Annotated in this window: 23 protein-coding genes; 11 read left to right on the forward strand and 12 right to left on the reverse strand. The window is 60.0% G+C overall.

The window, feature by feature from the left end; translation table 11 throughout:
• Positions 1-374 precede the first annotated feature (374 nt).
• From GIW48_RS10415 to GIW48_RS10425, 3 genes are all read left to right on the forward strand, one after another.
• Entirely contained in the window at positions 375-1,784 is a 1,410-nt protein-coding gene (locus GIW48_RS10415) for a circularly permuted type 2 ATP-grasp protein (protein WP_017135520.1), read from the forward strand.
• Between the two features lie 2 nt (positions 1,785-1,786).
• Entirely contained in the window at positions 1,787-2,737 is a 951-nt protein-coding gene (locus GIW48_RS10420) for an alpha-E domain-containing protein (protein ID WP_017135519.1), read from the forward strand.
• A 108-nt stretch (positions 2,738-2,845) separates the two neighbouring features.
• Positions 2,846-3,274, forward strand: a complete 429-nt coding sequence (locus GIW48_RS10425; RefSeq protein WP_017135518.1) for a nuclear transport factor 2 family protein — start codon at positions 2,846-2,848, stop codon at positions 3,272-3,274.
• A gap of 122 nt (positions 3,275-3,396) precedes the next feature.
• Here the strand turns inward: GIW48_RS10425 and msrA are convergent, their stop codons facing one another.
• The 3 genes from msrA to msrB form a co-directional block, all read right to left on the reverse strand.
• Complete coding sequence (gene msrA, locus GIW48_RS10430; RefSeq protein ID WP_170038333.1) at positions 3,397-4,092, reverse strand: peptide-methionine (S)-S-oxide reductase MsrA; 696 nt, start codon at positions 4,090-4,092, stop codon at positions 3,397-3,399.
• 148 nt (positions 4,093-4,240) lie between these two features.
• The gene (locus tag GIW48_RS10435; protein WP_186616950.1) at positions 4,241-6,001 is read right to left on the reverse strand and encodes a cytochrome c biogenesis protein DipZ; all 1,761 of its coding nucleotides are present in this window, start codon (positions 5,999-6,001) and stop codon (positions 4,241-4,243) included.
• 38 nt (positions 6,002-6,039) lie between these two features.
• Entirely contained in the window at positions 6,040-6,540 is a 501-nt protein-coding gene (gene msrB, locus GIW48_RS10440; RefSeq protein WP_236460704.1) for a peptide-methionine (R)-S-oxide reductase MsrB, read from the reverse strand.
• Between the two features lie 281 nt (positions 6,541-6,821).
• Between msrB and GIW48_RS10445 the strand changes: the two genes are divergently transcribed.
• Positions 6,822-7,532, forward strand: coding sequence for a response regulator transcription factor (locus GIW48_RS10445; RefSeq protein ID WP_017135515.1), 711 nt, complete (start codon positions 6,822-6,824; stop codon positions 7,530-7,532).
• Positions 7,529-8,995, forward strand: coding sequence for a sensor histidine kinase (locus GIW48_RS10450; protein ID WP_017135514.1), 1,467 nt, complete (start codon positions 7,529-7,531; stop codon positions 8,993-8,995). The genes GIW48_RS10445 and GIW48_RS10450 overlap by 4 nt, the downstream gene beginning before the upstream one ends.
• A 94-nt stretch (positions 8,996-9,089) precedes the next feature.
• Here the strand turns inward: GIW48_RS10450 and GIW48_RS10455 are convergent, their stop codons facing one another.
• Positions 9,090-9,794: an SDR family oxidoreductase gene (locus GIW48_RS10455; protein WP_170038339.1), complete on the reverse strand. Its 705-nt coding sequence runs from the start codon at positions 9,792-9,794 to the stop codon at positions 9,090-9,092.
• A gap of 102 nt (positions 9,795-9,896) precedes the next feature.
• Between GIW48_RS10455 and GIW48_RS10460 the strand changes: the two genes are divergently transcribed.
• The gene (locus tag GIW48_RS10460) at positions 9,897-10,799 is read left to right on the forward strand and encodes a LysR family transcriptional regulator (RefSeq protein ID WP_236461599.1); all 903 of its coding nucleotides are present in this window, start codon (positions 9,897-9,899) and stop codon (positions 10,797-10,799) included.
• An 81-nt stretch (positions 10,800-10,880) separates the two neighbouring features.
• The gene (locus tag GIW48_RS10465) at positions 10,881-11,888 is read left to right on the forward strand and encodes an aldo/keto reductase (RefSeq protein WP_017135511.1); all 1,008 of its coding nucleotides are present in this window, start codon (positions 10,881-10,883) and stop codon (positions 11,886-11,888) included.
• 50 nt (positions 11,889-11,938) lie between these two features.
• On the opposite strand, the gene GIW48_RS10470 is transcribed toward GIW48_RS10465, so the two are convergent.
• On the reverse strand, positions 11,939-13,183 hold the full coding sequence (locus GIW48_RS10470; protein ID WP_236461601.1) for a hypothetical protein: 1,245 nt from the start codon (positions 13,181-13,183) through the stop codon (positions 11,939-11,941).
• A 343-nt stretch (positions 13,184-13,526) separates the two neighbouring features.
• Between GIW48_RS10470 and rarD the strand changes: the two genes are divergently transcribed.
• The gene (rarD, locus tag GIW48_RS10475) at positions 13,527-14,408 is read left to right on the forward strand and encodes an EamA family transporter RarD (RefSeq protein WP_017135509.1); all 882 of its coding nucleotides are present in this window, start codon (positions 13,527-13,529) and stop codon (positions 14,406-14,408) included.
• Positions 14,409-14,464: 56 nt separating this feature from the next.
• Here rarD and hppD read toward each other — a convergent pair whose 3' ends face one another.
• Positions 14,465-15,541, reverse strand: coding sequence for a 4-hydroxyphenylpyruvate dioxygenase (gene hppD, locus GIW48_RS10480; protein WP_017135508.1), 1,077 nt, complete (start codon positions 15,539-15,541; stop codon positions 14,465-14,467).
• A gap of 245 nt (positions 15,542-15,786) precedes the next feature.
• Complete coding sequence (locus GIW48_RS10485; RefSeq protein ID WP_236461604.1) at positions 15,787-16,710, reverse strand: DMT family transporter; 924 nt, start codon at positions 16,708-16,710, stop codon at positions 15,787-15,789.
• Between the two features lie 77 nt (positions 16,711-16,787).
• Here GIW48_RS10485 and GIW48_RS10490 point away from each other — a divergent pair, with 77 nt between their 5' ends.
• The gene (locus GIW48_RS10490) at positions 16,788-17,687 is read left to right on the forward strand and encodes a LysR family transcriptional regulator (RefSeq protein WP_017135506.1); all 900 of its coding nucleotides are present in this window, start codon (positions 16,788-16,790) and stop codon (positions 17,685-17,687) included.
• On the opposite strand, the gene GIW48_RS10495 is transcribed toward GIW48_RS10490, so the two are convergent.
• From GIW48_RS10495 to GIW48_RS10510, 4 genes are read right to left on the reverse strand one after another with little or no spacing between them, the layout of a single operon-like run.
• Positions 17,678-18,763: a fimbrial protein gene (locus GIW48_RS10495; RefSeq protein ID WP_236461607.1), complete on the reverse strand. Its 1,086-nt coding sequence runs from the start codon at positions 18,761-18,763 to the stop codon at positions 17,678-17,680. The two genes, GIW48_RS10490 and GIW48_RS10495, sit on opposite strands and share 10 nt — an antisense overlap.
• A complete protein-coding gene (locus tag GIW48_RS10500; RefSeq protein WP_236461610.1) occupies positions 18,763-21,369 on the reverse strand; it encodes a fimbria/pilus outer membrane usher protein in 2,607 nt (868 codons plus the stop codon). The genes GIW48_RS10495 and GIW48_RS10500 overlap by 1 nt, the downstream gene beginning before the upstream one ends.
• A gap of 2 nt (positions 21,370-21,371) precedes the next feature.
• Complete coding sequence (locus tag GIW48_RS10505) at positions 21,372-22,151, reverse strand: fimbrial biogenesis chaperone (protein WP_236461613.1); 780 nt, start codon at positions 22,149-22,151, stop codon at positions 21,372-21,374.
• 59 nt (positions 22,152-22,210) lie between these two features.
• Complete coding sequence (locus tag GIW48_RS10510) at positions 22,211-22,771, reverse strand: fimbrial protein (protein WP_236461616.1); 561 nt, start codon at positions 22,769-22,771, stop codon at positions 22,211-22,213.
• 297 nt (positions 22,772-23,068) lie between these two features.
• On the opposite strand from GIW48_RS10510, the gene GIW48_RS10515 reads away from it, so the two are divergent.
• Together GIW48_RS10515 and GIW48_RS10520 are read left to right on the forward strand one after the other, a co-directional pair.
• A complete protein-coding gene (locus tag GIW48_RS10515; protein ID WP_236461619.1) occupies positions 23,069-24,610 on the forward strand; it encodes an EAL domain-containing protein in 1,542 nt (513 codons plus the stop codon).
• A gap of 199 nt (positions 24,611-24,809) precedes the next feature.
• Complete coding sequence (locus GIW48_RS10520; protein ID WP_017135500.1) at positions 24,810-25,172, forward strand: histone-like nucleoid-structuring protein, MvaT/MvaU family; 363 nt, start codon at positions 24,810-24,812, stop codon at positions 25,170-25,172.
• Positions 25,173-25,276: 104 nt separating this feature from the next.
• Here the strand turns inward: GIW48_RS10520 and GIW48_RS10525 are convergent, their stop codons facing one another.
• Positions 25,277-25,813, reverse strand: coding sequence for a DUF4946 domain-containing protein (locus GIW48_RS10525; protein WP_017135499.1), 537 nt, complete (start codon positions 25,811-25,813; stop codon positions 25,277-25,279).
• Between the last annotated feature and the right edge of the window lie 42 nt (positions 25,814-25,855).

The following is a 25,855-nucleotide window of genomic DNA, read 5'->3' on the forward strand; positions in this document are numbered from 1 at the left end:
CCCCACCTTGGGGGGGGGGGGTTTTTGGGGCCACCCGTTTTTGGGGGGGGGGGGGTTTCCCGGGTTGGGGCCGCGAGCCGCCCAAAAAAAAGGCGGGGCCGCTGCGCGCCCCAGCGCGAGCAAGCTCGCTCGCCACAAAAGCTCGCTCGCCACAGGGGAATAACTGCCTTGAACACCGTTCCGGCACAAGCATTGCTTAATGCATTCATCTGCCCGGATACAGGAGCATTCGTTACCCCCCGACCCAGAGCCGACCCCATAAGAAAGTAAGGACCAGGCCCGTTGGCACCCTCAGCCACAGGCTCATAAAAATATGCGTTTTTTTAAGCGGCAGTGCCACCCAAGGCAACCCTGGGCACTGACAAGGTACTGGAATGGCTCGATCTTTCTTTGATGAAATGAATGACGCAAACGGCGCCTGCCGTGCGCACTATCAGGACTTCTCCCGCTGGCTGGCCAATACGCCGCCGGAACTGTTGGCCCAACGGCGTCGCGAAGCCGATTTGCTCTTCCACCGCGCCGGGATCACCTTCACCCTCTACGGCGATGAACAAGACACCGAGCGCTTGATCCCCTTCGATATCATCCCGCGCAGCATCCCCGCCAGTGAATGGGCCATGATCGAACGCGGCTGCATCCAGCGCGTCAATGCGTTGAACATGTTCCTTGCCGATATCTATCACGACCAGCGCATCATCAAGGCCGGGATCATCCCGGCGGACCAGGTGCTGGGCAACGAGGGTTATCAAAAGGCGATGGTCGGGCTGGACCTGCACCGTGACATCTACTCACATATTTCCGGCGTGGACCTGGTACGCGACGGCGACGGCACCTACTACGTGCTTGAAGACAACCTGCGCACCCCCAGCGGCGTGAGCTACATGCTCGAAGACCGCAAGATGATGATGCGCCTGTTCCCGGAAGTGTTCGCCAAGCAGCGCATCGCGCCGGTGGACCACTACCCCAACCTGCTGCTCAAGACCCTGAAAAGCTCGAGCCGGCTCGACAACCCCAATGTGGTGGTGCTGACGCCGGGGCGTTTTAACAGCGCGTTCTTCGAGCATGCGTTCCTGGCCCGGGAAATGGGCGTGGAGCTGGTGGAAGGCGCCGATCTGTTCGTGCACGACCTGAAAGTGTTCATGCGCACCACCGACGGTCCTAAACCAGTGGACGTGATCTACCGGCGTATCGACGACGCATTCCTTGACCCCCATGCCTTCAACCCGGACTCCATGCTTGGCGTGCCCGGCCTGGTCGCCGCTTACTGCGCCGGCAATGTGGTGCTGGCCAACGCCATCGGCACCGGCGTGGCCGATGACAAGTCCATCTACCCTTACGTGCCGGAAATGATCCGCTTCTATCTGGACGAAGAGCCGGTGCTGCAAAACGTACCGACCTTCCAGTGCCGCAAACCGGATGAACTGTCCCATGTGCTGGCGCATTTGCCGGAACTGGTGGTCAAGGAAACCCAAGGCTCCGGCGGCTACGGCATGCTGGTTGGCCCGGCTTCAACGGCTGCCGAAATCGAGGACTTCCGCCAACGCATCAAGGCGCGCCCTCACGCCTACATCGCCCAGCCGACGCTGAGCCTGTCCACCTGCCCCACCTTCGTCGAAAACGGCATCGCGCCACGGCACATCGACCTGCGCCCGTTTGTGCTCTCGGGCAAGGAAACCCGCCTGGTGCCTGGCGGGCTGACCCGTGTAGCGTTGAAGGAAGGCTCGTTGATCGTCAACTCGTCGCAAGGCGGCGGAACCAAGGACACCTGGGTGGTGGAGGGCTGAGTATGTTGAGTAGAACCGCCGCAGATCTGTACTGGATGTCCCGTTACCTGGAACGTGCCGAGAACCTGGCGCGCATGCTGGAAGTCAGTTATTCGCTGTCGTTGATGCCCCAGGCCGGGCGCAGTGACGGGCTGGATGAATTGGCCATGTCGCTGCTCAGCAGCGGCACACTGGACAGCTACCTCGAACGCCATAAACAACTGGACGCCGAACGCATGCTGCACTTCTTCGCCCTCGACGAAGAAAACCCGGCCAGCATCTACAACTGCCTGCGCGCCGCCCGTGGCAATGCCCACGCCGTGCGCGGGCGCATTACCGCCGACATGTGGGAAAACCTCAACGCCACCTGGCTGGAAATGCGCAGCATCGCCGCCGGCGGCCTGGCGCGCCATGGCATCAGCCACTTTTGTGACTGGGTCAAACAGCGCTCGCACCTGTTTCGCGGGGCCACCTCCGGCACCATCATGCGCAATGACGCCTACCGGTTTATTCGCCTGGGCACTTTTGTCGAGCGTGCGGACAACACGTTGCGTCTGCTGGACGCGCGTTATGAAATGTTCGGCGAAGAATCCGAAGAGGTCAGCGACCTTTCGGCACGCGGCTATTACCAGTGGAGCGCCCTGCTCCGTGCGTTGTCGTCATTTGAGGCTTACACCGAGCTGTACCCGAATGCGCTGAATGCGCGCTCGGTCTCGGAGTTGCTGCTGTTGCGCAGTGATGTACCGCGCTCACTGCACGCGTGCATCGAGGAGTTGAGCCATATCCTCGCCGACCTGCCCGGCAGTTACGGGCGCGAGGCTCAACGCCTGGCGGCCGAGTTCGAAGCGCGGCTGCGTTATACCGGCATCGATGAAATCCTGGAGGACGGCTTGCACAGCCGGCTCACGGACTTTATCGACACGGTGCGCGAACTGGCGCGGGCAATTCACAGCTCGTACCTGGAAGTGGTGTGAGTGCATTCGGGTTACTTATCTGTCAATTCGGGTGATTGACCCTGCTTGAGTGCCGCTCTTATGTTGGGCAGGTGAACGACCTTCCCAACATAAGAACAGGTACAGCCCATGTCCGAACTCCACCTTAACCCCGCCGCCGCCCACACCCTGCAACGCTGGCACGCCATGCTGGCCGCACGCGACCTCAACGCCCTGCCCGAACTGCTCGCACCTGACGCGGTGTTCCGCTCGCCCATGGCCCACACGCCCTACCCCGGCGCGCCGGTGGTGTCGATGATCCTCAACACGGTGATCAAGGTGTTCGAAGACTTCGCCTATCACCGTGAACTGGCGAGTGCCGATGGGCTTAACGTGGTGCTGGAGTTCAGCGCGCGCGTGGGTGAAAAACAGCTCAAGGGTATCGATATGATTCGCTTCAATGAACAGGGGCAGATCGTCGAGTTTGAAGTGATGGTGCGCCCGTTGAGTGGGTTGCAGGCGCTGGGTGAGGAAATGGGCCGCCGGCTGGCGCCGTACCTGGCCAAGGCCAAATCCTGAAGACGATCGTTCCCACGCTCCGCGTGGGAATGCCTCTTGTGACGCTCTGCGTCACGTCTTGGGACGCGGAGCGTCCTGGGCTGCATTCCCACGCAGAGCGTGGGAACGATCAGTCCGGGTGGTTATTGGTTTTTGACTAACACCGGCTCTGCGCGGTACTGGTCAGGGAACAATTTTTTGAGCTGCGCCACCTTGGGCAAATCATTGATCACGATGTACGGGTAAGACGGGTTCTCGGTCAGAAAATCCTGGTGATAGGACTCCGCCGGGTAGAACGTCTTGCCCATCTCGACCTTGGTAACGATCGGCTTGTCGAACGCTTTGGCGGCGTCCAACTGGGCGATATAGGCCTGTGCGACTTTTTGCTGTTCGGCATTTTGCGCAAAGATTTCCGAACGGTACTGGGTGCCGCTGTCCGGGCCCTGGCGGTTCAGTTCAGTGGGGTTGTGGGCCACCGAGAAGTAGATCTGCAACAGCTTGCCGTAGCTGACTTTGCTCGGGTCGTAAGTCACCGACACCGATTCGGCGTGGCCGGTATCGCCGTCGCTGACCGACTCGTACTGGGCCGTGTTTGCAGCGCCGCCGTCATAGCCGGATACGGCGTTTTTCACGCCTCGCACATGCTGGAACACACCTTGGACACCCCAGAAGCACCCCCCGGCGAACACCGCGGTTTGCAGGTTGCCGGGCTCGGCGGGCAGGTCCATGGCCGGTGGTGCGATCATCACCGCGTCGTCGGCACCACCGAAGGAGAACGCCGAGCTTTGGCCGACGAAAGCGGCGAAGGCCAGTGCGGGTAAAATCTTGAGAAGCTTCATAGAACTCACTCCAGTACGCGGTCAAGTGTGGGAGCTGGCTTGCCTGCGATGGCACCGGCAGATCCAACATCATCGTCGGCAGGTACACCGCTATCGCAGCGATGCGGCGACCCGACAAGCCAGCTCCCACATGGATCAGGTTTTCACTTCAACCGAAGGTGAAGGCATACGCCGACACATGCGGGTCGAGAAATTCGATGCTGAAGGTGCGGTCCTGCACGGCGCCGCTCTGACGCACCAGTTGGTAAAGGCGCTGCTCGGTCACCGTACCGCTGCCATCCGGCGCCACATCGGTGCCATGAGCATCGCCTGGCGCCTGGCCATCAATCGTCACCTTGAAGCGCACCGGCTTGCCATCGGCGCCAGGCCCCAGCACCAGGTGCAGGTCACGGGCATGAAAGCGGTAAACCACACGCCCGCCGGCCTGGTCGAGGGTGGCTTGCTGACCGCCGACATTCCATGGGCCTTCCAGGGTCCAGTTGTTCAGGGCCAGGTGGCCGGCCGCCGGGTAATTCACCACTTTGTCGGTGCCCAACGTGCCGGTGGTGACGAAGTTTTCTGCACGCTGGAAGCCCAGGTAGGTTTCCGGCGATTGCACCTCGTTCATGTCCGGCGCTTGCTGCACACCCTTGGCATCGGCCTCGATCAAACCACCGGCGACGGTGGTCGCGCCGGCCTCACGCAGCAGTTGCTGAATCACCCGCTCCGACTCGGCGTAGTCGCCTTCACCGAAGTGGTGATAACGAATCTGGCCCTTGGCATCGGCAAAGTAATGCGCCGGCCAGTATTGGTTGTTGAAGGCGCGCCAGATCTTGTAGTTGTTGTCGATCGCCACCGGGTAGGTGATGCCCAGGTCTTTCATGGCCTTGGTGACGTTGTTCACGTCGCGTTCAAAGGCAAACTCCGGGGCGTGTACGCCGATCACTACCAAGCCCTGGTCTTTGTATTTCTCGGCCCAGGCTTTGACGTAAGGCAAGGTGCGCAGGCAGTTGATGCAGGAGTAGGTCCAGAAATCCACCAGCACCACTTTGCCCTTGAGTGCTTCGGCGGTCAGCGGCGGGCTGTTGAGCCATTGCACCGCGCCCTCCAGCGGCGGCAGCGTGCCTTCGATAGGCAGTGTGTCGCTGTGGTTGGCCGCCGCCATCATGGCGCCACCGGCCATCATCGCCCCGCTCTTCTGTGCAGGTTTGGCGCTCAGTGTGTCGACCAGGCTTTGTTCAAGGCCACCGGTTGAGGCGGTCGACAAGCGCGACAACACGCCCGTGTCCAGGCCCAAGGCGATGGCGGCCACACCGGCCAGCATCAGCGCACCCAGGCCACGGCGCAGCCATTCGCCGGCGCCCAGGGATTTTTTCATCAAGCCAAAGACTTTACCGCCGACCAGCAAGGCCAAGGCCAGGGAGGTGGCAGCCCCGGCGGCGTAGGCCAGCAAGAGCAAGGTAGTGCCGATGCTGGCCCCTTGCAGCGCGGCGCCGGTCAGCACCAGCCCCAGGATTGGCCCGGCGCAAGGCGCCCAGAGTAAACCGGTGGCCACGCCGATCAGGAACGACGCGCCCGGACGCGGTTTGGCATCGGCCCCGGCGGCCTCCGACAAACGACTGCCGGCGGCCACCAATGGCCGCGTCAGTCGCTCCGAGAGTTTCGGCAGCAACAGCGTGAGCCCGAACAGGGCAACGCACAGCAACGCGAGCCAACGCCCGTATTGATTGACTTGCACCACCCAGCCGCCGCCCACCGCAGCCAGAGAGGCCACCAGGGCGAACGTCACCGCCATCCCCGCTAACAGCGGCAAGCCACTGCGCATAAACGGCTGCCCGGTGCGAGCGAAGACAAAAGGCAGAACAGGCAGGATGCACGGGCTGACAATTGTCAGCACGCCGCCCAGATACGCGAGAACCAGCAGCCACATGGAATCGACCCTTATACGAATTAAAAATGGACATCGGCTTAAGCCGCCGTGAACGTCATGGCGACGCCATTCATGCAGTAGCGCAGGCCTGTGGGCGCCGGGCCATCGTCAAAAACGTGCCCTTGGTGACCACCGCAACGGCGACAATGAATTTCCTTGCGTACCACGCCATACGAAGTGTCGACGTGGCTGGCGACCGCGTTGTCCAGCGGCTGCCAGAAGCTTGGCCAGCCGGTGTGGCTGTCAAACTTGGTGGTCGAGGAGAACAGCGGCAATGCGCAACCGGCACAGGCAAAGGTGCCAGCACGGTGTTCATCATTGAGTGTGCTGCTGTAGGGGCGTTCGGTGCCCTCCTCGCGCAGCACGTCAAATTGCTCAGACGTCAGCAGGCTGCGCCACTGAGCCTCGGTATGGCTGACCTCAAAGGCCTCGGCCGCTTCGACTTCGGTGACCATGTTGAGCTGTTTCAGCAGGCCACCGGCCAGGACGGCGACACCCAGGCCACCACCGGCCAGCAGCATTTGTCGACGTGAGTACATACGATTCTCCTCAACCCATAGGCATTCATGGCGAGCGTGCTTGTTGTGGCGAGCGGGCTTGCCCCGCGTTGGAGTGCGCAGCGCTCCCGCTTTTTTGGGGCCGCTACGCAGCCCAACGCGGGGCAAGCCCGCTCGCCACATAAAACCCATCCGCAGCAACAATGTCGCCATCCTGAGCCTTGGGCGGTCGCGAAATCCTCACGCAGAGTTAAACAATTCGTGATAACTACACTGTGGCAAAAGCCGCACAATGCGCGGACTACAAGCGAAGGTTTTCTTATATGGATCAGCCCAAACGCGTCCTGGTGGTCGAGGACGATGCCCATATTGCCGACTTGATCTGCCTGCACCTGCGCGACGAGCAGTTCGAGGTGGTGCACAGCGCCGATGGCACCGAAGGCCTGGGCCTGCTCGAACAAGGTGGCTGGGATGCACTGATCCTCGACCTGATGCTGCCCGGCGTCGACGGCCTGGAGATCTGCCGCCGTGCCCGTGCCATGGCGCGCTACACACCGATCATCATCACCAGCGCGCGTTCCAGCGAACTGCACCGCATCCTCGGCCTGGAGTTGGGTGCTGACGACTATTTGGCCAAGCCGTTCTCGATGCCGGAGTTGGTGGCGCGGGTCAAGGCACTGTTGCGCCGGGTGGACGCGATGGCGCGCAACCTGAAGATGGACGCCGGCAGCCTTGAGCTGGGCGCGTTGTTCATCAACCCGCTGACCCGTGACGCCACCCTGCAAGGCCAGCGCCTGGACCTCACGCCGCGCGAATTTGACCTGCTGTACTTCTTTGCCCGTCAGCCGGGTAAAGTCTTCTCGCGCATGGACCTGCTCAACGCCGTGTGGGGCTACAGCCACGAGGGCTACGAGCACACCGTGAACACCCATATCAACCGGCTGCGCGCCAAGGTCGAGGTCGACCCGGCCAACCCGGCGCGCATCCTCACGGTGTGGGGCCGTGGCTACAAATTCGCCGAGAGCGCCGCATGAAGTTGACCCTGACCCAACGCCTGTCGGTGGTGTTTGCCGTGTTGCTGGTGATCTGCAGCGGCACGTCGGCCTGGCTGCAGGTACGTTCCAACCACATGCATGAACTGGAAGTGGTGCAAGGCCTGTCCCGCGACCTGGCGGCGCACATTGCCCGCGATACCCAACTGATGGACGCCGACGGCCTCAAGCCGGATGCCGTGCGCAACCTGTTCAACCAACTGATGCTGGTTAACCCGAGTGTCGAGGTGTACCTGCTCGATATTGACGGCCGTGTGGTGGGTAACGCCGCACCCAGCGGGCATTTGCTGCGTGACCATGTGGACCTCGCGCCGGTCCGACGCTTTCTCAGCGGGGCCATGCTGCCGATCCTTGGCGATGACCCGCGCAGCGTCGACGGGCGCAAAGTATTCAGCGCTGCGCCGCTCAAGGCCAACGGCCAGCAAACCGGCTTTCTGTACGTGGTGCTGCTGGGCGAAGCCCATGATGTGTACGACGCCAAGGACGCCACCGGCATGGCCTTGAAGATCGCCCTGTGGTCCATCGGCCTGGTCGCCCTGCTCTGCCTGATGGCGGGCCTGATCGCCTTTGCCTGGATCACCCGGCCACTGCGTCAACTGACCGACAAGGTCGGCCAGTTCGACATTAACGGCGCGCCGAAAGCCGCCGAAACGGCTGTTCCCGAACTCAACAGCGGCGATGAAATCGCCGTGCTCGACCACGCCTTCGTGCAGATGGAAAACCGTTTGGGCGAGCAATGGCGCGCCATCACCCATCAAGACCAGGAACGGCGGGAGATGGTCGCCAATATTTCCCACGACCTGCGCACGCCATTGGCGTCGTTGCATGGCTACCTGGAAACCCTGTCGCTCAAGGATGCGAGCCTGAGCCCCGAAGAACGCCGGCGCTACCTGGGCATTGCGCTGGACCAGAGCCGTAAAGTCGGCGGCCTGGCCCAGTCCCTGCTGGAACTGGTGCGCCTGGAGCACGGTTTTGTGCAGCCGGTGATAGAAGGCTTCTCGCTGCCGGACCTGGTGCAAGATATCTTTCAGAAATTCGAACTGACCGCTGAAGCCCGTGCCATCACCCTCATCGCCACCCTGCCGCCCCAGGTGCCGACGGTGATGGCCGACCTGGGCCTGATCGAACGGGTGCTCACCAACCTGCTGGACAACGCGTTGCGCCATACGCCGGTGAATGGAGAAGTCGAGGTGATCCTGGCGCCCGAGGCCGGTGCCGTAGCAGTCATGGTCAGCGACAGCGGCCCCGGAATCGATGCCCAATTGCGCGAAGGCTTGTTCCTGCGCGCCTTCACCATCGGCGGCGCGCGCCGCGATGGCGGCCTGGGCTTGCGCATCGTGCACCGCATTCTGCAACTGCATGGGCGCAGTATCGAACTGGTGGAGCGCCCAGGGCATGGCGCGACGTTCAGGTTCTCCCTGGAAACCCGAGCCTCAACGCGTTGACTTGCGACTAGGCTGGCATGGCGGCCTGTGCCGCCATACCTTTTTTGCACTGCCTGCGCCCTTTGCGAACCAGCCCTACACTTTTGCTCAGTGTTTACAGCAGGCCTCCGCCGTCGATATCAATTACCGCGCCGGTGACAAAGCCATTTTCCATGGCCAGTACATAACCCGCCGCCACTTCATCCGCCTGCCCGACTCGCCCCACTGGCAACGCCGTGCCGGCCTTGGCGAACATCGCCAGGCGTTGCTCTTCTGCCAACCCCGCATACGCCGGAGTGTCGATCACACCTGGGCTGATCACGTTGACGCGCCGTGGTGCCAACTCTTTTGCGAGCTGCTTGCCCAGCGCTTCAGTCGCAGCATTGATACCCGTCTTGATGAACTGCCCCGCCATCAACTTACGGCCCAGTTGGCCCGAGGTCAGGCTGATGCTGCCGTGCTCTGCCAAAAATGGCAGCGCTTGCTGAATCGCACGCAATGCACCCCAGAGTTTCACGCTGAAATTGTCCTGGGCCTCGTCCAGATCGGTCTCGACCAGCGGTTTTGCCCGCACTGACGGGCCGGAGGTAAACACCAAGTGGTCAAAACGCCCGACCGTCTCGAACAAACGTTGCAAGGAGGCGCTGTCGGTGACGTCGACCGGTTCGCTGCGCACAGCGTTTTCGACACCCGAGGTCAAACGCCGCCCGGCCAGCACCACGTGTGCACCACGGGCGCTGGCGGCCTTGGCCACGGCGGCACCGATGCCGCTGCTGCCGCCGATCACGATAACGGTTTTACCGCTGAGGGAAGATGTCATTGGGGTTACTACCTGGCTAAAAAAGTGAGCGTTGATCTTCTCAGCTTGGCAATCGGCGAAAAATCCCGGTAAAACGACAAGATCTTTAAAGGATTTTTACAAATGAGCTCGACCCTGGACCTTGAAGTGTTCGTGCGCACCGCCGACACCGGCAGCCTGTCGGCGGCGGCGCGCAGCCTCAACCTCACCCCGGCGGCGGCAAGTATTGCGCTCAAGCGCCTGGAAACCCGGCTGGGCATCCGCTTGCTCGCCCGCTCGACGCGTAGCATGCGCCTGACCGAAGAAGGCCGGCGCTACCTCGACAGCGTGCGCGTAGCCCTCGAAGCGCTGGCCGAAGGCGAGCAGGCGATCAAGCAACAAGGCCAGAGCTTGAGTGGGTTATTGCAACTGGCAGCACCTTCGGACTTCGGCCGCAATGTACTGCTCGGCTGGCTGGATGAGTTCAAGCTTGCGCACCCGACGATCCGCCTGCAGCTACTGCTCAACGACAGTAACGCGGATCTGTTCCGCGACACCGTCGACATTGCCCTGCGCTTTGGTGTGCCGAGGGATTCCAGCCTGGTGGCGCTGCCCGTGGTACCCGGCCACCATCGTATCCCCTGCGCCAGCCCCGACTACCTGGCGCGCCATGGCACACCGCGCACGCCAGCCGACCTGGCGCAGCACAGTACATTGCGCTACATGCGCCGTGGACAGGCAAATAGCACCTGGTACTTTCGCCAAGGCGCCTTGCTGCAGGAGGTCGAGGTGTCGGGTGATTACCTGAGCGATGACGGTGAAATCGTGCGGCGCTGGGCGCTGGCGGGCCACGGAATCGCCTATAAGGCCAACCTGGATATTGCCGGCGATATCAAGGCTGGGCGGTTGGTGCCGCTGCTGCCCGACTGGCAAGGCGAGCCCACGCCGTTCAACCTGATGTGCCCACATCGCCTGCAAGTGTCGGAACGGGTGAAAGTGCTGCATGGTTTTTTACAGCAGCGCTGCCAGACCTTGCTGAGTGCATGAAGAAACGCGCGCAGGGCTTGTTCCAGAGCCGCCGAGTCTGGTATTGCATGGGTAACGTTTCCCTGCCATGAGGAGCTTTGCATGATTTACCGCACATTGGGCCAGTCCGGGTTGAAGGTCAGCGCACTAACCCTGGGCACCATGATGTTTGGCGAGCAGACCAACACGGAAGACTCGCTGCGCATCATCGACAAGGCCTGGGACCAGGGCATCAATTTCATTGACACGGCCGACGTCTACACCGGTGGGCGCTCCGAGGAAATCGTCGGCGAGGCCATTGCCCGCCACCGTTCGGATTGGGTGCTGGCCACCAAAGTCGGCTTTGGCCCGGTGGACGGCCTGCCAAACCGCAGCGGCTTGAGCCGCAAGCGCATGTTCAATGCACTGGAAGCCAGCCTTAAGCGCCTGGACACCGACTACCTGGACATTTATTACCTGCACCGCGAGGACCACGACACGCCGCTGGAAGTCACCGTGTCGGCGATTGGCGACCTGATCCGCCAAGGCAAGATCCGCTATTGGGGCCTGTCCAACTACCGTGGTTGGCGTATCGCCGAAGTGATTCGCGTGGCCGAGCGTCTGGGGGTCGACCAGCCGATCATCAGCCAGCCGCTGTACAACATCGTCAACCGCCAGGCCGAGGTCGAGCAACTTACCGCTGCAGCCGCCTATGGCTTGGGCGTGGTGCCTTACAGCCCACTGGCCCGTGGCGTACTCAGTGGCAAATACGCCCCCGACGTGACGCCCGAAGCCGGCAGCCGTGCGGCGCGCCAGGACAAGCGTATCCTGGAAACCGAATGGCGGGTGGAGTCATTGCGCATTGCCCAGCAGATTCAGCAATACACCCAAGGACGGAGTGTGGGAATGGTCGAGTTTGCAATTGCCTGGGTGCTGAACAACTCCGCGGTCAGTTCGGCGATTGTCGGGCCGCGTACCGAGGCGCAGTGGGATGCGTATACCGGGGCGCTGGCGGTGAAGATCACGGCAGAAGATGAGGCGTTTATTGACTCGCTGGTGACGCCAGGGCATTCGTCTACGCCGGGGTTTAATGACGTGAGCCATTTTGTGTCAGGGCGTATTAGTCGGTAGTCATACCCCGCCCACCGTCGCCAGTGTGGGCGGGTTTGTTGGTTACCGAGTTATAGTTTTATATCCGCTTTTACACCTAACCCATGGGCGGCTTCCCTGGCCTCTTCTTGTGTCACAGGTTGTTGTTTTAATATCTTCGCCAGCACGGCGGCGACAGATCTGTAAGTACCATAGCCAGGCACAAACCCCTGAGCGGCAGTCGCAAAGTTGGTAAGTATCGCGTTCATTTCACTTTTTGGCAGACCGAATACCCTGCCGATATCGTTGTTCTTATTCAAGAAAAGCAACACGGCATTGACGGGGTTATCCAGGCCGCGTTCGACGGTATCGGCAGTTGCTTTGTCGACTCCAAGCGCTTGCAGGAGCGTTGAGACCCCGGAAAATGGACTTTCTAGAAAATTGGCGAAGGCGTTGACCACAGAGTTCAGGTCACCATTGCCCCTGAAGACGAGCTCTCTTAGTTGTGGCAATGTGATGGGAACCAGTGGCAATTGACTATGGGCGCCATTTTTAAGGAAGTAAAAACTCCCCTTGTCACCCGAACCCAGCAAGTTGCCGTGAAAGTCGTACCGATAGACCACTTTCTCTCCATTGGGCCGCACGCCGCTAAAGGTCGGCCTGCCGTGATCGACCGATTCCAATTGCTGATTGACAAGCCCGTTGACAAACCTGATCGTCGTAGGGTTTTCACTGGTTCGATCCAAGTGCTCAAACACATTCCCTACGATCTGCTGGCCTGGTCCTATCAGCATATTGGGTGCGCTGCCTTGCGTTGCGGATGCACGCGCCTGTACTGCTGTTCTGACAGGGGAAGTCGCTGTCTTGTCGACAAAATGGGCAAGAAACGCGTTAAAGGCGTCAGTCTTTTTCGGTAAACTTTTCAGAAAATCGTCGATTGCCTGATAACTGTTAAACTCATAACTTGATTTAAAGTCCTTCTCCGGCATCCACAATACAAAATTCACGGCGCCCTGCACGATCGGTTCGCGTTTGACAATAAAACTGTCCCTGGCCGAATAAGGACCCACGTTGAAGCAATAAGCACTGACGCGAGGTTGTTTAGAAGTATCTGGAGAGGCAACCGCGTCCAGTAATTCCTTACCGTCCGCCGTGAGTACGCCGCTGTTGTTATCCCTGGCGACCGACTCGAAAAAAGTCTTATAGGTTTCAAGTTTTTTCCAGGACGGTGTGTCACCTTTCGGAAACGCAACGCTTTCGCCGAACCTGCCTATAATGCCGGGCAAACCGTTGAAGGTAGCAGGTGAAGAGCCATAATAGGGGGAAATGCCATGCATAGAGTGGACCTCATTATCTAATGTCTTAGTCTGCAACCCTCTGAACCACTCCTTGCCAGAGCCATGGTTATCATCACGCAATGATGACGCCCACCAAAGTCGCGCTTACTAACTTATTTCCATTAGTTGATGTTTTTTGCAGAGCATTAATAAGCCATGCAAAACTTTCCATGCAAAACCAAGCGCAGTCATGCTAGCCGCGAAAAGTCATACTTGTGTGGCACGGGGGTAGGAAGGTGTTCCATTAAAATGTTGTAATCGGCGTGACAAAGAGTGTCACGAACCCTATATTCCCCACCTAAGTTCCCCTTCTTCTGTAAAAATCAGCTTTCGCGAGGACAGTGTGTCTAAAGGTGTTGTTTTATCGGTCTTGGCCTCGGTGTTGTTTGCCGTGATGTATTACTTCACCTCGCTGCTCACGCCCTTGAGCGGCCTGGAGATTTTTGGTTGGCGCATGCTGCTGACCGTGCCGTGCATGACGGTGTTCATGATCGTCAGCGGTGAATGGCGGCGCGTGTGGGAGTTGCTGCGAATGCTGGCGGCCAGGCCGCGGCTGATCGGCGGCGTGGTGCTGTCGTCCGCCCTGCTGGGCGTACAGTTATGGCTGTTTATGTGGGCACCGTTGAACGGGCGCAGCCTGGATGTGTCGGTGGGGTATTTCCTGCTGCCACTGACCATGGTGCTGACCGGGCGCCTGGTCTACGGCGAACGCTTGTCGCGCTTGCAGCAGATCGCGGTATTTTTTGCCGCGCTCGGGGTGCTTAATGAGTTGTACCAGGCCGGTGGTTTTTCCTGGGCCACGCTGGTGGTAATCATTGGGTACCCGATCTACTTCGTGGTACGCAAATACCTGAGCACCGATCACCTGGGTGGCTTGTGGCTAGACATGGCGCTGATGCTGCCGGTGGCCTGGTGGTTTGTGCAGCATGGCGAACAAGGTTTTGCCGTGCTCGAGCTGCACCCCAAGCTCTATGCGTTGATTCCAATGCTGGGTTTGATCAGTGCCTCGGCGCTGGTGAGCTACATCATCGCCAGCCGCTTATTGGCCTTCAGCCTGTTCGGCTTGCTCAGCTATGTGGAGCCTGTGTTGCTACTGTTCGTGGCCTTGTTGCTGGGCGAAGGCATCAAGGGCGGCCAGTGGCTGACGTATATCCCGATCTGGCTGGCGGTGATGGTGCTGGTGTATGAAGGTTTCAAGCATCTGCTGCGTCAGCGCAAAGCCTGATGCGCAGGCAATAAAAAGCCCGGCCGGGGGTTAACCTCGGCCGGGCTTTTTTGTGCTTAGTCGGTGGTCAGTACACCACGACGCACCTGGTCACGCTCGATCGACTCGAACAGTGCCTTGAAGTTGCCCTCGCCAAACCCATCGTCGCCTTTGCGCTGGATGAATTCGAAGAACACCGGCCCCATCAGGGTTTCCGAGAAAATCTGTAGCAGCAGGCGTTTGTCGCCCTCGATCGAGGAGCCGTCCAGCAGAATACCGCGCGCCTGCAGTTGGTCCACCGGCTCGCCGTGGTTTGGCAGGCGGCCTTCGAGCATTTCGTAGTAGGTGTCCGGCGGCGCAGTCATGAAGCGCATGCCGATCTTCTTCAGCGCATCCCAGGTCTTGACCAGGTCTTCGGTGAGGAACGCCACGTGCTGGATGCCCTCGCCGTTGAACTGCATCAGGAACTCTTCGATCTGGCCGGCGCCTTTGGACGATTCCTCGTTCAGCGGGATGCGGATCATGCCGTCCGGGGCACTCATGGCCTTGGACGTGAGGCCGGTGTATTCACCCTTGATATCGAAGTAGCGTGCTTCACGGAAGTTGAACAGTTTCTCGTAGAAGTTGGCCCAGTAGACCATGCGGCCGCGATACACGTTGTGGGTCAGGTGGTCGATGACCTTGAGGCCTGCTCCTACCGGATTGCGGTCGACACCTTCGAGGTACACGAAGTCGATGTCATAAATCGAGCTGCCTTCACCGAAACGGTCGATCAGGTACAGCGGCGCACCGCCAATGCCTTTAATGGCTGGCAGGTTGAGCTCCATCGGGCCGGTTTCGATATGAATCGGCTGGGCGCCCAGTTCCAGCGCGCGGTTGTAGGCTTGCTGCGAGTCTTTGACGCGGAACGCCATGCCACACACCGACGGGCCGTGTTCGGCGGCAAAGTACGACGCCAGGCTGTCGGGCTGGTTGTTGAGGATCAGATTGATCTCGCCCTGGCGATACAGGTGCACATTCTTGGAGCGGTGGGTCGCGACTTTGGTGAAGCCCATGATCTCGAAGATCGGCTCCAGGGTGCCTGGAGTCGGCGATGCGAATTCAATAAATTCAAAGCCCATCAGGCCCATCGGGTTTTCGTATTGGTCGGCCATTTCGGCACCTCATCATTCTTGTAAGTAGCAAGCAGTCAATTACAGGCAAGGATGAGGTTGCAGGGTGGCGCGCACGAGAGACCCCGCACGCTGCGGGCGAGGAAGTCACCAAAGATCAGGGGGGAGCCGAGTAGCTTCATGATTACATCAGTCTCTGACGGCCGAGGCTTGCGTGAGCGCAAGTCCATATTCTTGTATGCGTAAATCGATTCTACACAGCGTAACAGTATTTGTCCGCACTCTCATCAAATCCCTATTGCCCTGGGCTGCGCAAGGGGTTTGTTGCACAGATAGATGCCCAACAGGATCACCGCGCCACCCAGCGCCATGGGTAACGTCAGTTGTTCGCCGAGCAGCAGCGCGCCGCAGATCACCGCCGTCAGCGGGTTAAGCGCGATGAACACGCCCGCGCGGGTCGCGCCGATACGCCGGATGCCATCGTAATAGCCGATGTACGCCAGCGCGGAGCCGAGCACACCCAAATACAACAGGCTCACAACCTGCGGCCAGTGCAGGCTGACGACCCCTTGTACGGTGAAACGCCCGGTGAGCGCGGTGGCCAGTGTCAGCATCAGGGTGCCGAGCAATACTGACCACGTGACGGTTTGCAACGGCCCCAGGCTTTGATTCAACGCGCGGGAAAACAACGAGTAAATCCCCCACCCCAGCACACAGCCAAACACCAGCACGTCGCCCTGCCAGGTATTCGATACACCTTGCAGCAGTTGCGGGTTACGACTGACGATCACCGCCGCAGCGCCGGCCAGGCACAACGCCATGCCCAGCACCTTGGCAGCGCCGAGGCGCTCTTTGAACAACCACCAGGAAGCCAGGCCGATCACGGCCGGATTCAACGCCACGATCAACGAAGCGCGCGAGGCATTGATGTACTGCAGGCCGTAGAAAAAACACAGGTTGTAGAAAAAGATCCCGAAAAAACCCAGCACTGCCAGACGTAGCAGTTGCCGGGGACGTGGCCGCGCCAGCGGGATGCGTGCACACAGCATAAACAGCAGCAGCGCCAGGCTGGCCAGGATAAACCGCAGGCTGGCGGCCAGCAGCGGGTCTACTTGATGGGCCAGGTAGCGTCCGGCGACAAAGGTGCCACCCCAGATCATGGTCACAGCGGCGAGCTTCAGGTAGGTGAGGCGATCAGACGAATGATGCATTAGCAGTTGCTCGACAGGTGGCAGGGTTGGCATATTCTTCGACTAATGTTCAGTAATCGTAAAATGAGCCTTTACTCATGACCTTGACCCAACTGGAAATTTTTTCACTGGTGGCCGAGCTGCAAGGTTTCACCAGTGCGGCTCACCGCCTGGGCATCAGCCAGTCGGCGGTGTCCCATGCGGTCAAGGCCTTGGAGCAGGAGCTGGGCGTGGAATTGTTTCGGCGCCACCAGACGTTGGTGGAGCTGAGCGATATCGGCGCGCAATTACTCGGGCGCGCCCGTGCCATGCTCGGCCTGGCCGCGACCTTACAGCAGGAAGCCGCCGACGCCCGTGGCATGAAGCGCGGCACCTTGCGCATCGGCTCCTTCGGCCCCACTGCGTCGGTGCGCTTGTTGCCAACAATCCTCAGCCATTTTCGGCAGGCCTACCCGGGCATTGAAGTGCATGTGGACGAGGGGCCAGACCGGCAAGTCATCCAGTGGCTGGACGAGCGGCGTGTCGACGTGGGTTTTGTGGTGCTCGCCGACACGCCAACAGACAGTGAGCGTTTCGACACCGTGGCGTTGTTCGAGGATCAGCTTGTCGTGTTGTTGCCGGCCACCCATGCGCTGGTTGCCAGCACATCAGTACCTTTGCAAGCGCTGTGTGACGATCCGTTCATTCTCACCGAAGCCGGCTCATCGGAGCTGGTGATGCGCTTGTTCAGCGACGCGCGTTTGCGGCCCAACGTGCGGTATCGCTGTGCCCAATTGCTCAGTACGCTGGAAGCCGTCAGCCGTGGCGACGGGCTGAGCATCGTGGCGCAGGCATCGTTGCCCGAACGTGTCGACAGTCGTTATGTGGCACGGCCATTATCACCGCCGGTGCCGCGCCGGATCGGCCTGGCGGTGTTGGACCGGCGCCAGGCCTCACCTGCTGCCCTTGCGTTCCTCACACTCGCGCAAGGGCTGCAACACACCGGCACTCACCGATAACTCATGGTGAACGAGGCCAACCCGTTGGCCGTACCGGGTCGGATCATTTTTTCGGTTTGCACATAACGAGCAGTCAAAGGGATCGTGATGGTGCCGTTGCTCGTACTTGTCACCCGCCATTGGTTCAGGTTGTCGACGGCCGAAGAGTCGGCGCCATAGTTGAGCACTGAGGCGCCACTCAACAGCTGTATTGCCACACCCTTGGCTGTCGAAGTACGCGTCAGCGACAACTGATTGCCGCGATTTGCGGGGTTAGTCTGGTCGGTCACCGTGACCCAGATATCCAGGCTGCCACCAGTTCCCCCGGCACAGTCCAGCCTGATGTTATGGCTCACGCTTGCAGCGTAGCTGCCTACACCCCTGAAATCACGGCTGGCCACAGGCCCCATCGGCATAACAACCGAAGGTGTCGAAACATGGCAGGTAGGCCGCAGCGGCGGCGCTATGACCGCGTTGCTGAGGCTTACCGAAGCGTAGCCCGGGCCTGAGGTCGTGACATTGGTCAGCGTGTAGTTGGCAAACGTGCGCGCAGTGATCGTGCCGGCCGAGACAGGGCCGGTAGCCACCAGGTAGATCCGCCCCTGGAGCCCCCACCCATTGGGCTTGTTGTGTTTGACGGTTAATAACGCCGTGGTGCCGTGATGGAGTGGGTGAAAAGGCTGGCCGGGGTCCCTGGCCATCACCGCGAATCCCACTCCGGGCAGGTTGGTGGCGTAGACCGGCATCGAGAGGCCGGACGCACTGAACGTGATCCCCGTAGCCGGCGAATTGACTATGCTTATGTTCGCTGTCACGGGTTGTTCGATAGGCCAATCCTTGTATTGACAGCGCATTACATAGCCATTGCCACTATCGAAGTTGTAGCCGTTTGCCGCGCCCAGGGCCTGCCCGATCTGTACGTTGCCCTGCAAGGTGATGGGCGCAATCGAGACATTCAGGTTTGCCTGGGGCGAACAATCGCCAGCATTACCAAAGTGCGCTTGGGCAGGCATTGCGAAAGCCCAGCCGCTCAGCAGTGCGACGACGCCAGAAAACCTGATCGTGAAGCGTTGAGCACCGTTCATCGTGTGATTCATCAGGTGCTCTCCTCGTAGCGACACTGGCTGACCAATTGATCTGTATTTTCCTGGCGGCGACCGGGTTCACGGGCAGGTAGATGGTAACGAATGAAACACCGTTCGCCCGCCGCCTCAGCCCACTGCACGGTCAGCCTGCCGTGGTCGGCAACCCCGCGTACAAAAGCCTTGCCCGCCTGGCCAACCACCCCGACTTCGTTGCCCTGCTCGTCAAATACCTGGGCTGCGAACGGCAGGGGTCTGCCGTTCGGGTGGGTGGCTTTGATCACTACCGCCCGGCCGCTGACGGTCTCGAATTTGACCAGCGATATTGCGCCCAGGGTCGGTACCACGGAACGGTTCGACTCCTTTAATTCCACGTCCATGGGCATGCCTTGCGGGTCGATGTCCACGGCGTTGGGCTGGTACGCCCGCAAAGAAGGCATGACCCCGTAACCCTGCTTGTCGATACGCACCCCGGAACCGCCGAGCTGCGCTCCCTGGGCATCCGGCGCATACACCAGCGCCGAAGCTTCACCGAGGTTTTGCGCCAGGGTGACGCCACCGCTGTGGGCGATCAGGCCGCCGTCGACGCTCATGGACACTTGCGCATTGCCCTGGCGCTGGCCATAACCGCCGCGCAGGTTGGCTGCGTTACTGCGATAGCCCGCGTAAGCGTTGAAGCTTGAGCCGCCGTGATCGCCGGTGCCGCGACTGCCGACCAACCCGTAATGGGTGTGCGCCGTATCCCCCAACAAACCATTGATGCCGACTTGTTGCTGACTGCCGCGCGACTCACCTGCATCCCGCGACAGTGAACTGCTCAGGGTCGGTGCGCGCGTGCCCTCGCCCAATGGCATGGAGAGGCTCAGCACCCAGTGATTCTCAACGCGTTCGGTTCGCGTCGAGCGGCCGAAGAAAATATCCTCACCGCGTTCGCGGTCGCTCGCCCGATACAGCTCGCTGACTCTCGAACGCTGCGCCGAGAGGTTCCAACTCAGCGACTTCCAACTGGCCCCATAACTGGCGGTGAACGACGTCTGGCGCCCTTGCTGCCCGGCCCAGTAGTCAGTGGAGCTGCCATACAAACTCAGGGTGCCCTCCCCCAGCTGCTGGCTGATCGTCAGGTCCAGGCGGCTCTTTTGCCGGGCATAGCTGTCCAGGTTCCCGCCGTGACGGCCCAGGTCGCGCACATTCAATGCGTCCGGCAGGTTCAGGTAGCCATCGGTCGAGAAGCGATAGGCGCCGAGTGCAAAATGCGTTCCCGAAAACGGCACATTCTTGTTGTAGGCCAGGCCAAGGCTTTGTCCGCGGGCCAGGGCTTGCCCCTGCACCTGTGTGCGCGAGTGGGTAGTGTCCAAGGCGAATGCACCAACAGGCGTACTCATCGCCAGGCCCGCCTTGCCTTGGCTATAGCCCTGGGAAAGCGTGGCGCCGCCATAAACGGTGAGGTTATCGACTAGCCCATGTTGCAGCGTGCCTTGAAACACTGAAGCGTTGGCATCACGCACACCATGCTGCTGCACCTGACCCACCGTTGCGCTGTAGTGTGTGGCGCGGTAACGCAACAGTTGCGGGGCCACCGAATAAGGCACGACAAAGGTGCTGCGTCGCCCGTCTACCTCGGTGACACTGACGTCGAGGTCGCCTCCGTAGCCCGTGGGGTAGAGATCATCGATCACAAAAGGCCCAGGCGCCACAGTGGTTTCGTAAAGGGTGTAGCCGTTCTGGCGCACCGTCACCGTGGCATTGCTGTCGGCAACGCCGCGCACCTGAGGCGCATAGCCTTGTTGCGACGGCGCAAGCATACGGTTATCAGTGGCCAGCGTAACGCCACGCACGCGCACGCCATCAAGGATCTGACCGCTGCTGAAACTGTCACCTACGGTCAGTTGCGACTGCCAGGCTGAAACGGCGCGTTGCAAGTAGGTGGCCGTGGCTTGATAAGGCAAGTGGCTGCTTCGCGAAGCCCAGGCTTGCCCGCCCTGGTGGCGCAACCGCCAGTCACCCAGGTTGACCCCGCCGTCCAGGCCAAGATAACTGCGGTCTTCACCCGCACCTGATGTCACCGCAGCGGCGCTGTAGGTGTAATTGAGCAGTGCGGCATCAACGCCCGCGTCCCATTGGGCGGGGTCAATGTAGTCGCGTGCGGAGCCATTGATGTAGACCTGCGGGATGCTGACATCCAGGGTCAGGGACTCGACATCGACATGGCTGCTGGCCATGGGCATCCATGCGGTGAAATCGCGACAATCCTCCTCGGCGCCTGCCTCGAAGTTGCGCAGTACTACTCCGAGTTCGGCCAGTTGTTGCGCGCTCACACAGGGTTGCGCAGCGTCCTGTTTGTCTAGGTTTACGAAGGTGATCGGGCGACGGCCCAGCGATTGCCCGTTGAGTATCACGTCAACGCGATAAACCCCTGGCGTCAACACATTGCTGGTATTGAAGCGTGAGAGATCCGCCGGGCTGGACACACCGCTGGTAAAGGCCTCCAGGTCAAACAATAACGGGGCAGCCTCGGCCGATAACACGAGCGTGCTCAGCAGGCCGAACAACAGCACCAGCCGAGGGTGGGAAAACAGCCAGGCAGTGCCTTGGCAAAACGTGAATGGCAACAAGGCAGGCATAGTCAGAACTTCAGAGGAGCACGCTGCGGCGCGGAAAACGTGCCGTAGTCATTGATGTATTTGAAATGCACCCGGGCATCCGCAGGGATGGGCCGCACGGCCTTGTGCACCCTCAGGGTCAGGTTGCCGCCTGGCGGCACCATGCCCTCTTCCGCCGGCAGCAGCGGCGCGTCTTGCTGCGGGCCCATGGCCAACGCCACCTCGTTGAATGTCACGTGATAGGCCGATGGGTTGTGCACGTCCAGCAGCGCCCCCTGGGTACTGCGGCGCAAGGACCAGCGTAATTGCGTGTGCGCTTCGTTCGGGCTGCCAGGCAGATCGGCGGGGCGAAAAAACACTTTGGTACGGATACGAAAGGCGAATTGCAGGTGATTCGCCGGGCCAACCTCTGCATCGGCCTCGGTGTTGACCTTGGGCGGGATCTCCAGCGCATTCAGCCAAAACAACGATTCCCGATCAGCCGGCAGTGGCTCTTGGGTGTAGACCAGGCGCACGGCCTGGCTTTTCTGCGGGTTCAGGCGAAACACCGGGGGCGAAAGGCTGAAAGGCACCTCGCTGTTAGAAGGGTCTGACGCCGGGTCACCCTGATCCAGCCATACCTGGACCAGGCGCGGAGCCCGTTCGTCGTCGTTGGTCAGGCGCAAGGTGATTTCGCGGCGCTGTTGCGGGTAAATGTGCCGCGTGCCATCGATCACTACGCCGGCATGGGCAACGGATGGCCATCCGCTAACCATCGAAATGGCGAGCAGCAAGGCAATTGCGAACATGAGTCGGGCAAGCATGGGGCGGTCCTCCAAGGCGCTGTCCAGTGCCTGGCGAACCGCCAGGCTCCGGGCCTTGATCAGGGAAACGTGACGGAATACAGCACCTGCGTACTTACCGGGCCTGGGGTTGCGGCGCCGGTGGCGAAGTACTGCGCGGCGAACGGCAGCGACACCTCACCGTTGTCGGGGACTTTTGCACTGCTCGAATTGAGTGCCAGGCGCAGGTCCATAGGCTTTTGGGTAGTGCCGTCGACAATCTGCACCTCAACCAGGCCGGCAGGCACTGGTTTGGCCGGCGCTTGATTCTTCAAGTTGCCGGTAGCCGGGTTGATCGCCGGGCTGCTGCTCTCGAACAACACCGCCACCGTCGTATCCTTGGGGCACGCACCCACACGCACAACAAATGGGGTGGTGCCGGCCGTCTGGCCTTTTGCCTTGAGCGCGCTGGCCTGGACCTTGTTGAGCACAACGGCGAAGTTCGGGCTGGCGCCAGGCGCGGAGCCTGCCCCGCCACTGATACTGCAGGTGGTGCCGGTGATTTCACCGGTCAGGCTGATGGTACCGTCTGCGGCAAAAGCAGGCAGCGCGGCGACGCCGGTAGCAGCCAGGAAAGCAGCGGCCAATCGGATGTTGTTCATTGCAGGTAATTCCTTATCAAGTAGCGTTAACGGGTTACGAAACGAATTTCAACAATTGAAAGACGAGGGTCGACCGTCCCGCCAGAAGTGGGCTGAAACGGCTGAGAGAGAGGCTGGAAGGGTCGGTGCTCCGAAGTCTCTTACTTTTTGCAACGATGTTTATCTTGCCAAGTTGAGACAATCGCAACAACTGACCGAACGGCTAGGTCAATTCGCGCCAAACAAGTGAGCGGCACTGCGCAATGCCAACTATCATCGGCACACACCCGTCTTTTTATTCTGTTATTGGCTGCCTCTATGCCCCTCAATGCCAAAGGCCCCCGAAGCCGAACTGCACGCGCGCTCATCAGCAGTGTCTGCGGCCTGGTTCCCGTTTTATTGGGGGTTGTGATTCTTCATTGGCAAGCCGAACGCACCCTTGAGCAAAGCACCGCCCAAACCGCGCTGGAGGCTGTGCGCCAATTCGATTTAATGCTCGACAACACCGCCCTCGCCGCCCAGGCATTGCTGCCGCTGGCCGGCCAACCGTGCGACAACGGCGCGCAACTGGCACTGCGCGAACAGGTCACGCGGCGCCCCTTTGTGCGGGCAACGACCTTGTCCTGGCAAAAAAACATCTATTGCAGCTCGTTGTTCGGCGGCAGCTACCAGTCACCGGTCAACCCGGACGATTACGTAGCGGGCACGCTGTGGTTGATGAACGGCAACCCGGTAACGCCCGATACCGCGTTGTTGGTTTACCGCCTGGTCGATGGCGATAAAGCCGCGTTTGCCTCGGTTGACGGCTATCACCTGACCAACGCCTTGCGCCTGATCAGCCGCTACGCACACCTGATCCTGCAAGTGGGAGCCAACTGGCTGGACGCTGACGGCAAGGTGCACACCACTGCAATGCCGCAGTTTGCAGTGGCCCATCAGCACCTGAACTCTGAGCGTTACCCGTACAGCGTCGATGCCGGCATGCCTGTCGGTGAGGTCTGGCGGTACATGGAGGCGCGCTACCCGGCGCTGTTCAGTCTGCTGGTGTTCTTTGGTGTGCTGGCGGGCGTGTTGGCGCACTGGCTGCAAAAGCGCTCGTCCGCGCCGACCCATGAGTTGCAGCGGGCATTGGGGGCCAATGAATTCATTCCGTATTTCCAGCCAGTGGTGCGTGGCGACACCCGCGAATGGGCCGGCTGTGAAGTATTGATGCGCTGGCGGCACCCGAAGGAAGGCTTGGTTCGCCCTGACCTGTTTATACCGTTGGCCGAACATTCTGGCCTGATCGTGCCGATGACCCGCTCGTTGCTACGCCAGACCGCTGCGCAACTGGCCCCGCATGCCGGGCGCTTCACCCCGGGCTTCCATATCGGCGTGAACATCACCGCCAGTCACTGCCAGGACCTCGACCTGGTGCAGGACTGCCGGGAGTTTCTCGCTGCGTTCGCCCCCGGCCAGGTGACGCTGGTACTGGAGTTGACCGAACGTGAACTGATTCAGCCTACCGACACCACCGCCCGCCTGTTCGACGCCCTGCATCAACTGGGGGTGATGATCGCGATTGATGACTTCGGAACCGGCCACTCCAGCCTGGGTTACTTACGCAACTTCAACGTCGACTACTTGAAAATCGATCAAAGTTTTGTCGCCATGATTGGCGCCGATGCACTCTCACGGCATATTCTGGACAGCATCATAGAACTCAGCGGCAAGCTGGACCTGGGTATTGTCGCCGAGGGCGTGGAAACAGCAGAGCAATGCGAATACCTGGCGGCCCAAGGTGTGGATTTCCTGCAGGGCTACCTGTTCGGCCGGCCGTTGCCCTGTGAGGAATTCATTAAGTCGCTGAGCAGCCATTGAATAGCCATCTAGTGCGCTGGATGAAATAATCTTATTTAGGTAACGCCGTGATTTACTCGCGCGGCATTAACTACTACAATTTTTCCTGCCTGTGCTGAACTCGCAGAAAGGCCTCTTTCTTTGAGTTACCTTAAAGCTCCTGGCTTACACGCTTTATCTGCAGTTGATATCAGCCAACTACACTATTGGAGTACAGATTTTGTCCAGACTCGCCGAATTTCGCGCAGCAGAAAAAGCCCTTCAAGAACAGCTGGCTCAGCTGGAATCCTTGAAGAACGACGCCGGCCTGAAAAAAGAAATCGAATTCGAAGAAAAGCTGCAAGGGCTGATGAAGCACTACGGCAAAAGCCTGCGCGACATCATCTCGATCCTTGATCCTAACCCTGGCAAAGCCAGCGCTGCTGCCGCCGCACCAAAACAGCGCCGCGCACGTGTGGTCAAGGTTTACCACAACCCACACACCGGCGAACTGATCGAAACCAAAGGCGGCAACCACCGCGGCCTGAAAGCCTGGAAAGAACAGTATGGCGCTGCCACAGTAGATTCCTGGTTGCGCGGCTGATCAAAAGACGCTGCAAAAACCCCGCTGATGCGGGGTTTTTTTTTGCTTCGAAAACGAACTTAATCAAGTGTTCACTTTGTTCAAAAACGAGTGAGATAACCCGTTCAAAGTTTAAGGCTATCACGCACTGAACTGACTTCAGCCTTACTGGCTTCATAGGCCTCGGCCTGACCGGCGAAGGAAAAGACATAGGCTTTATCGCTATCAACTGCGCCGACCAATGTTTGTGACAATATGTGCCGACCGTTCTCGGTAATCACGCAAGTAGTTTCCAGCGCTTCAAGACGGCTCAATGTGCTGGTGTGCATTTTGGTGCACACGCTTTGATAACCGCTGCCGGCAAAATCCTTCTGGATGGATTTGCGCATTTCCAGCAGTACGCCTTGAAGATTAACTTTATGGCCCGCCTCAATCGGTGTACCGGTCAACTCCATGACCATCAAGGTGTTGCCGTTTTCATCATTCTTGATTGCGCGTTGGCGGGACACCGCCTGAGGTTTTACCGGCGCTTCGTCGTCGGGCACTACTTCCTCGACTTGCCAGCCGCTGGGCCAATGAATTTCCGGGTCGGCCGCCAACACAAAGGGGCTGCCCAGCAACACACATACAGCGCTCAACAACGGCTTACGAAATTCAATCATCAAGAAAACACCCAAGGTTCAAGCGTCGAAGTTTGAGCCTGA

It is taken from the genome of Pseudomonas sp. PA-6-3C, from assembly GCF_021605825.1.
GTDB classification, from domain to species: Bacteria; Pseudomonadota; Gammaproteobacteria; order Pseudomonadales; family Pseudomonadaceae; genus Aquipseudomonas; species Aquipseudomonas edaphica.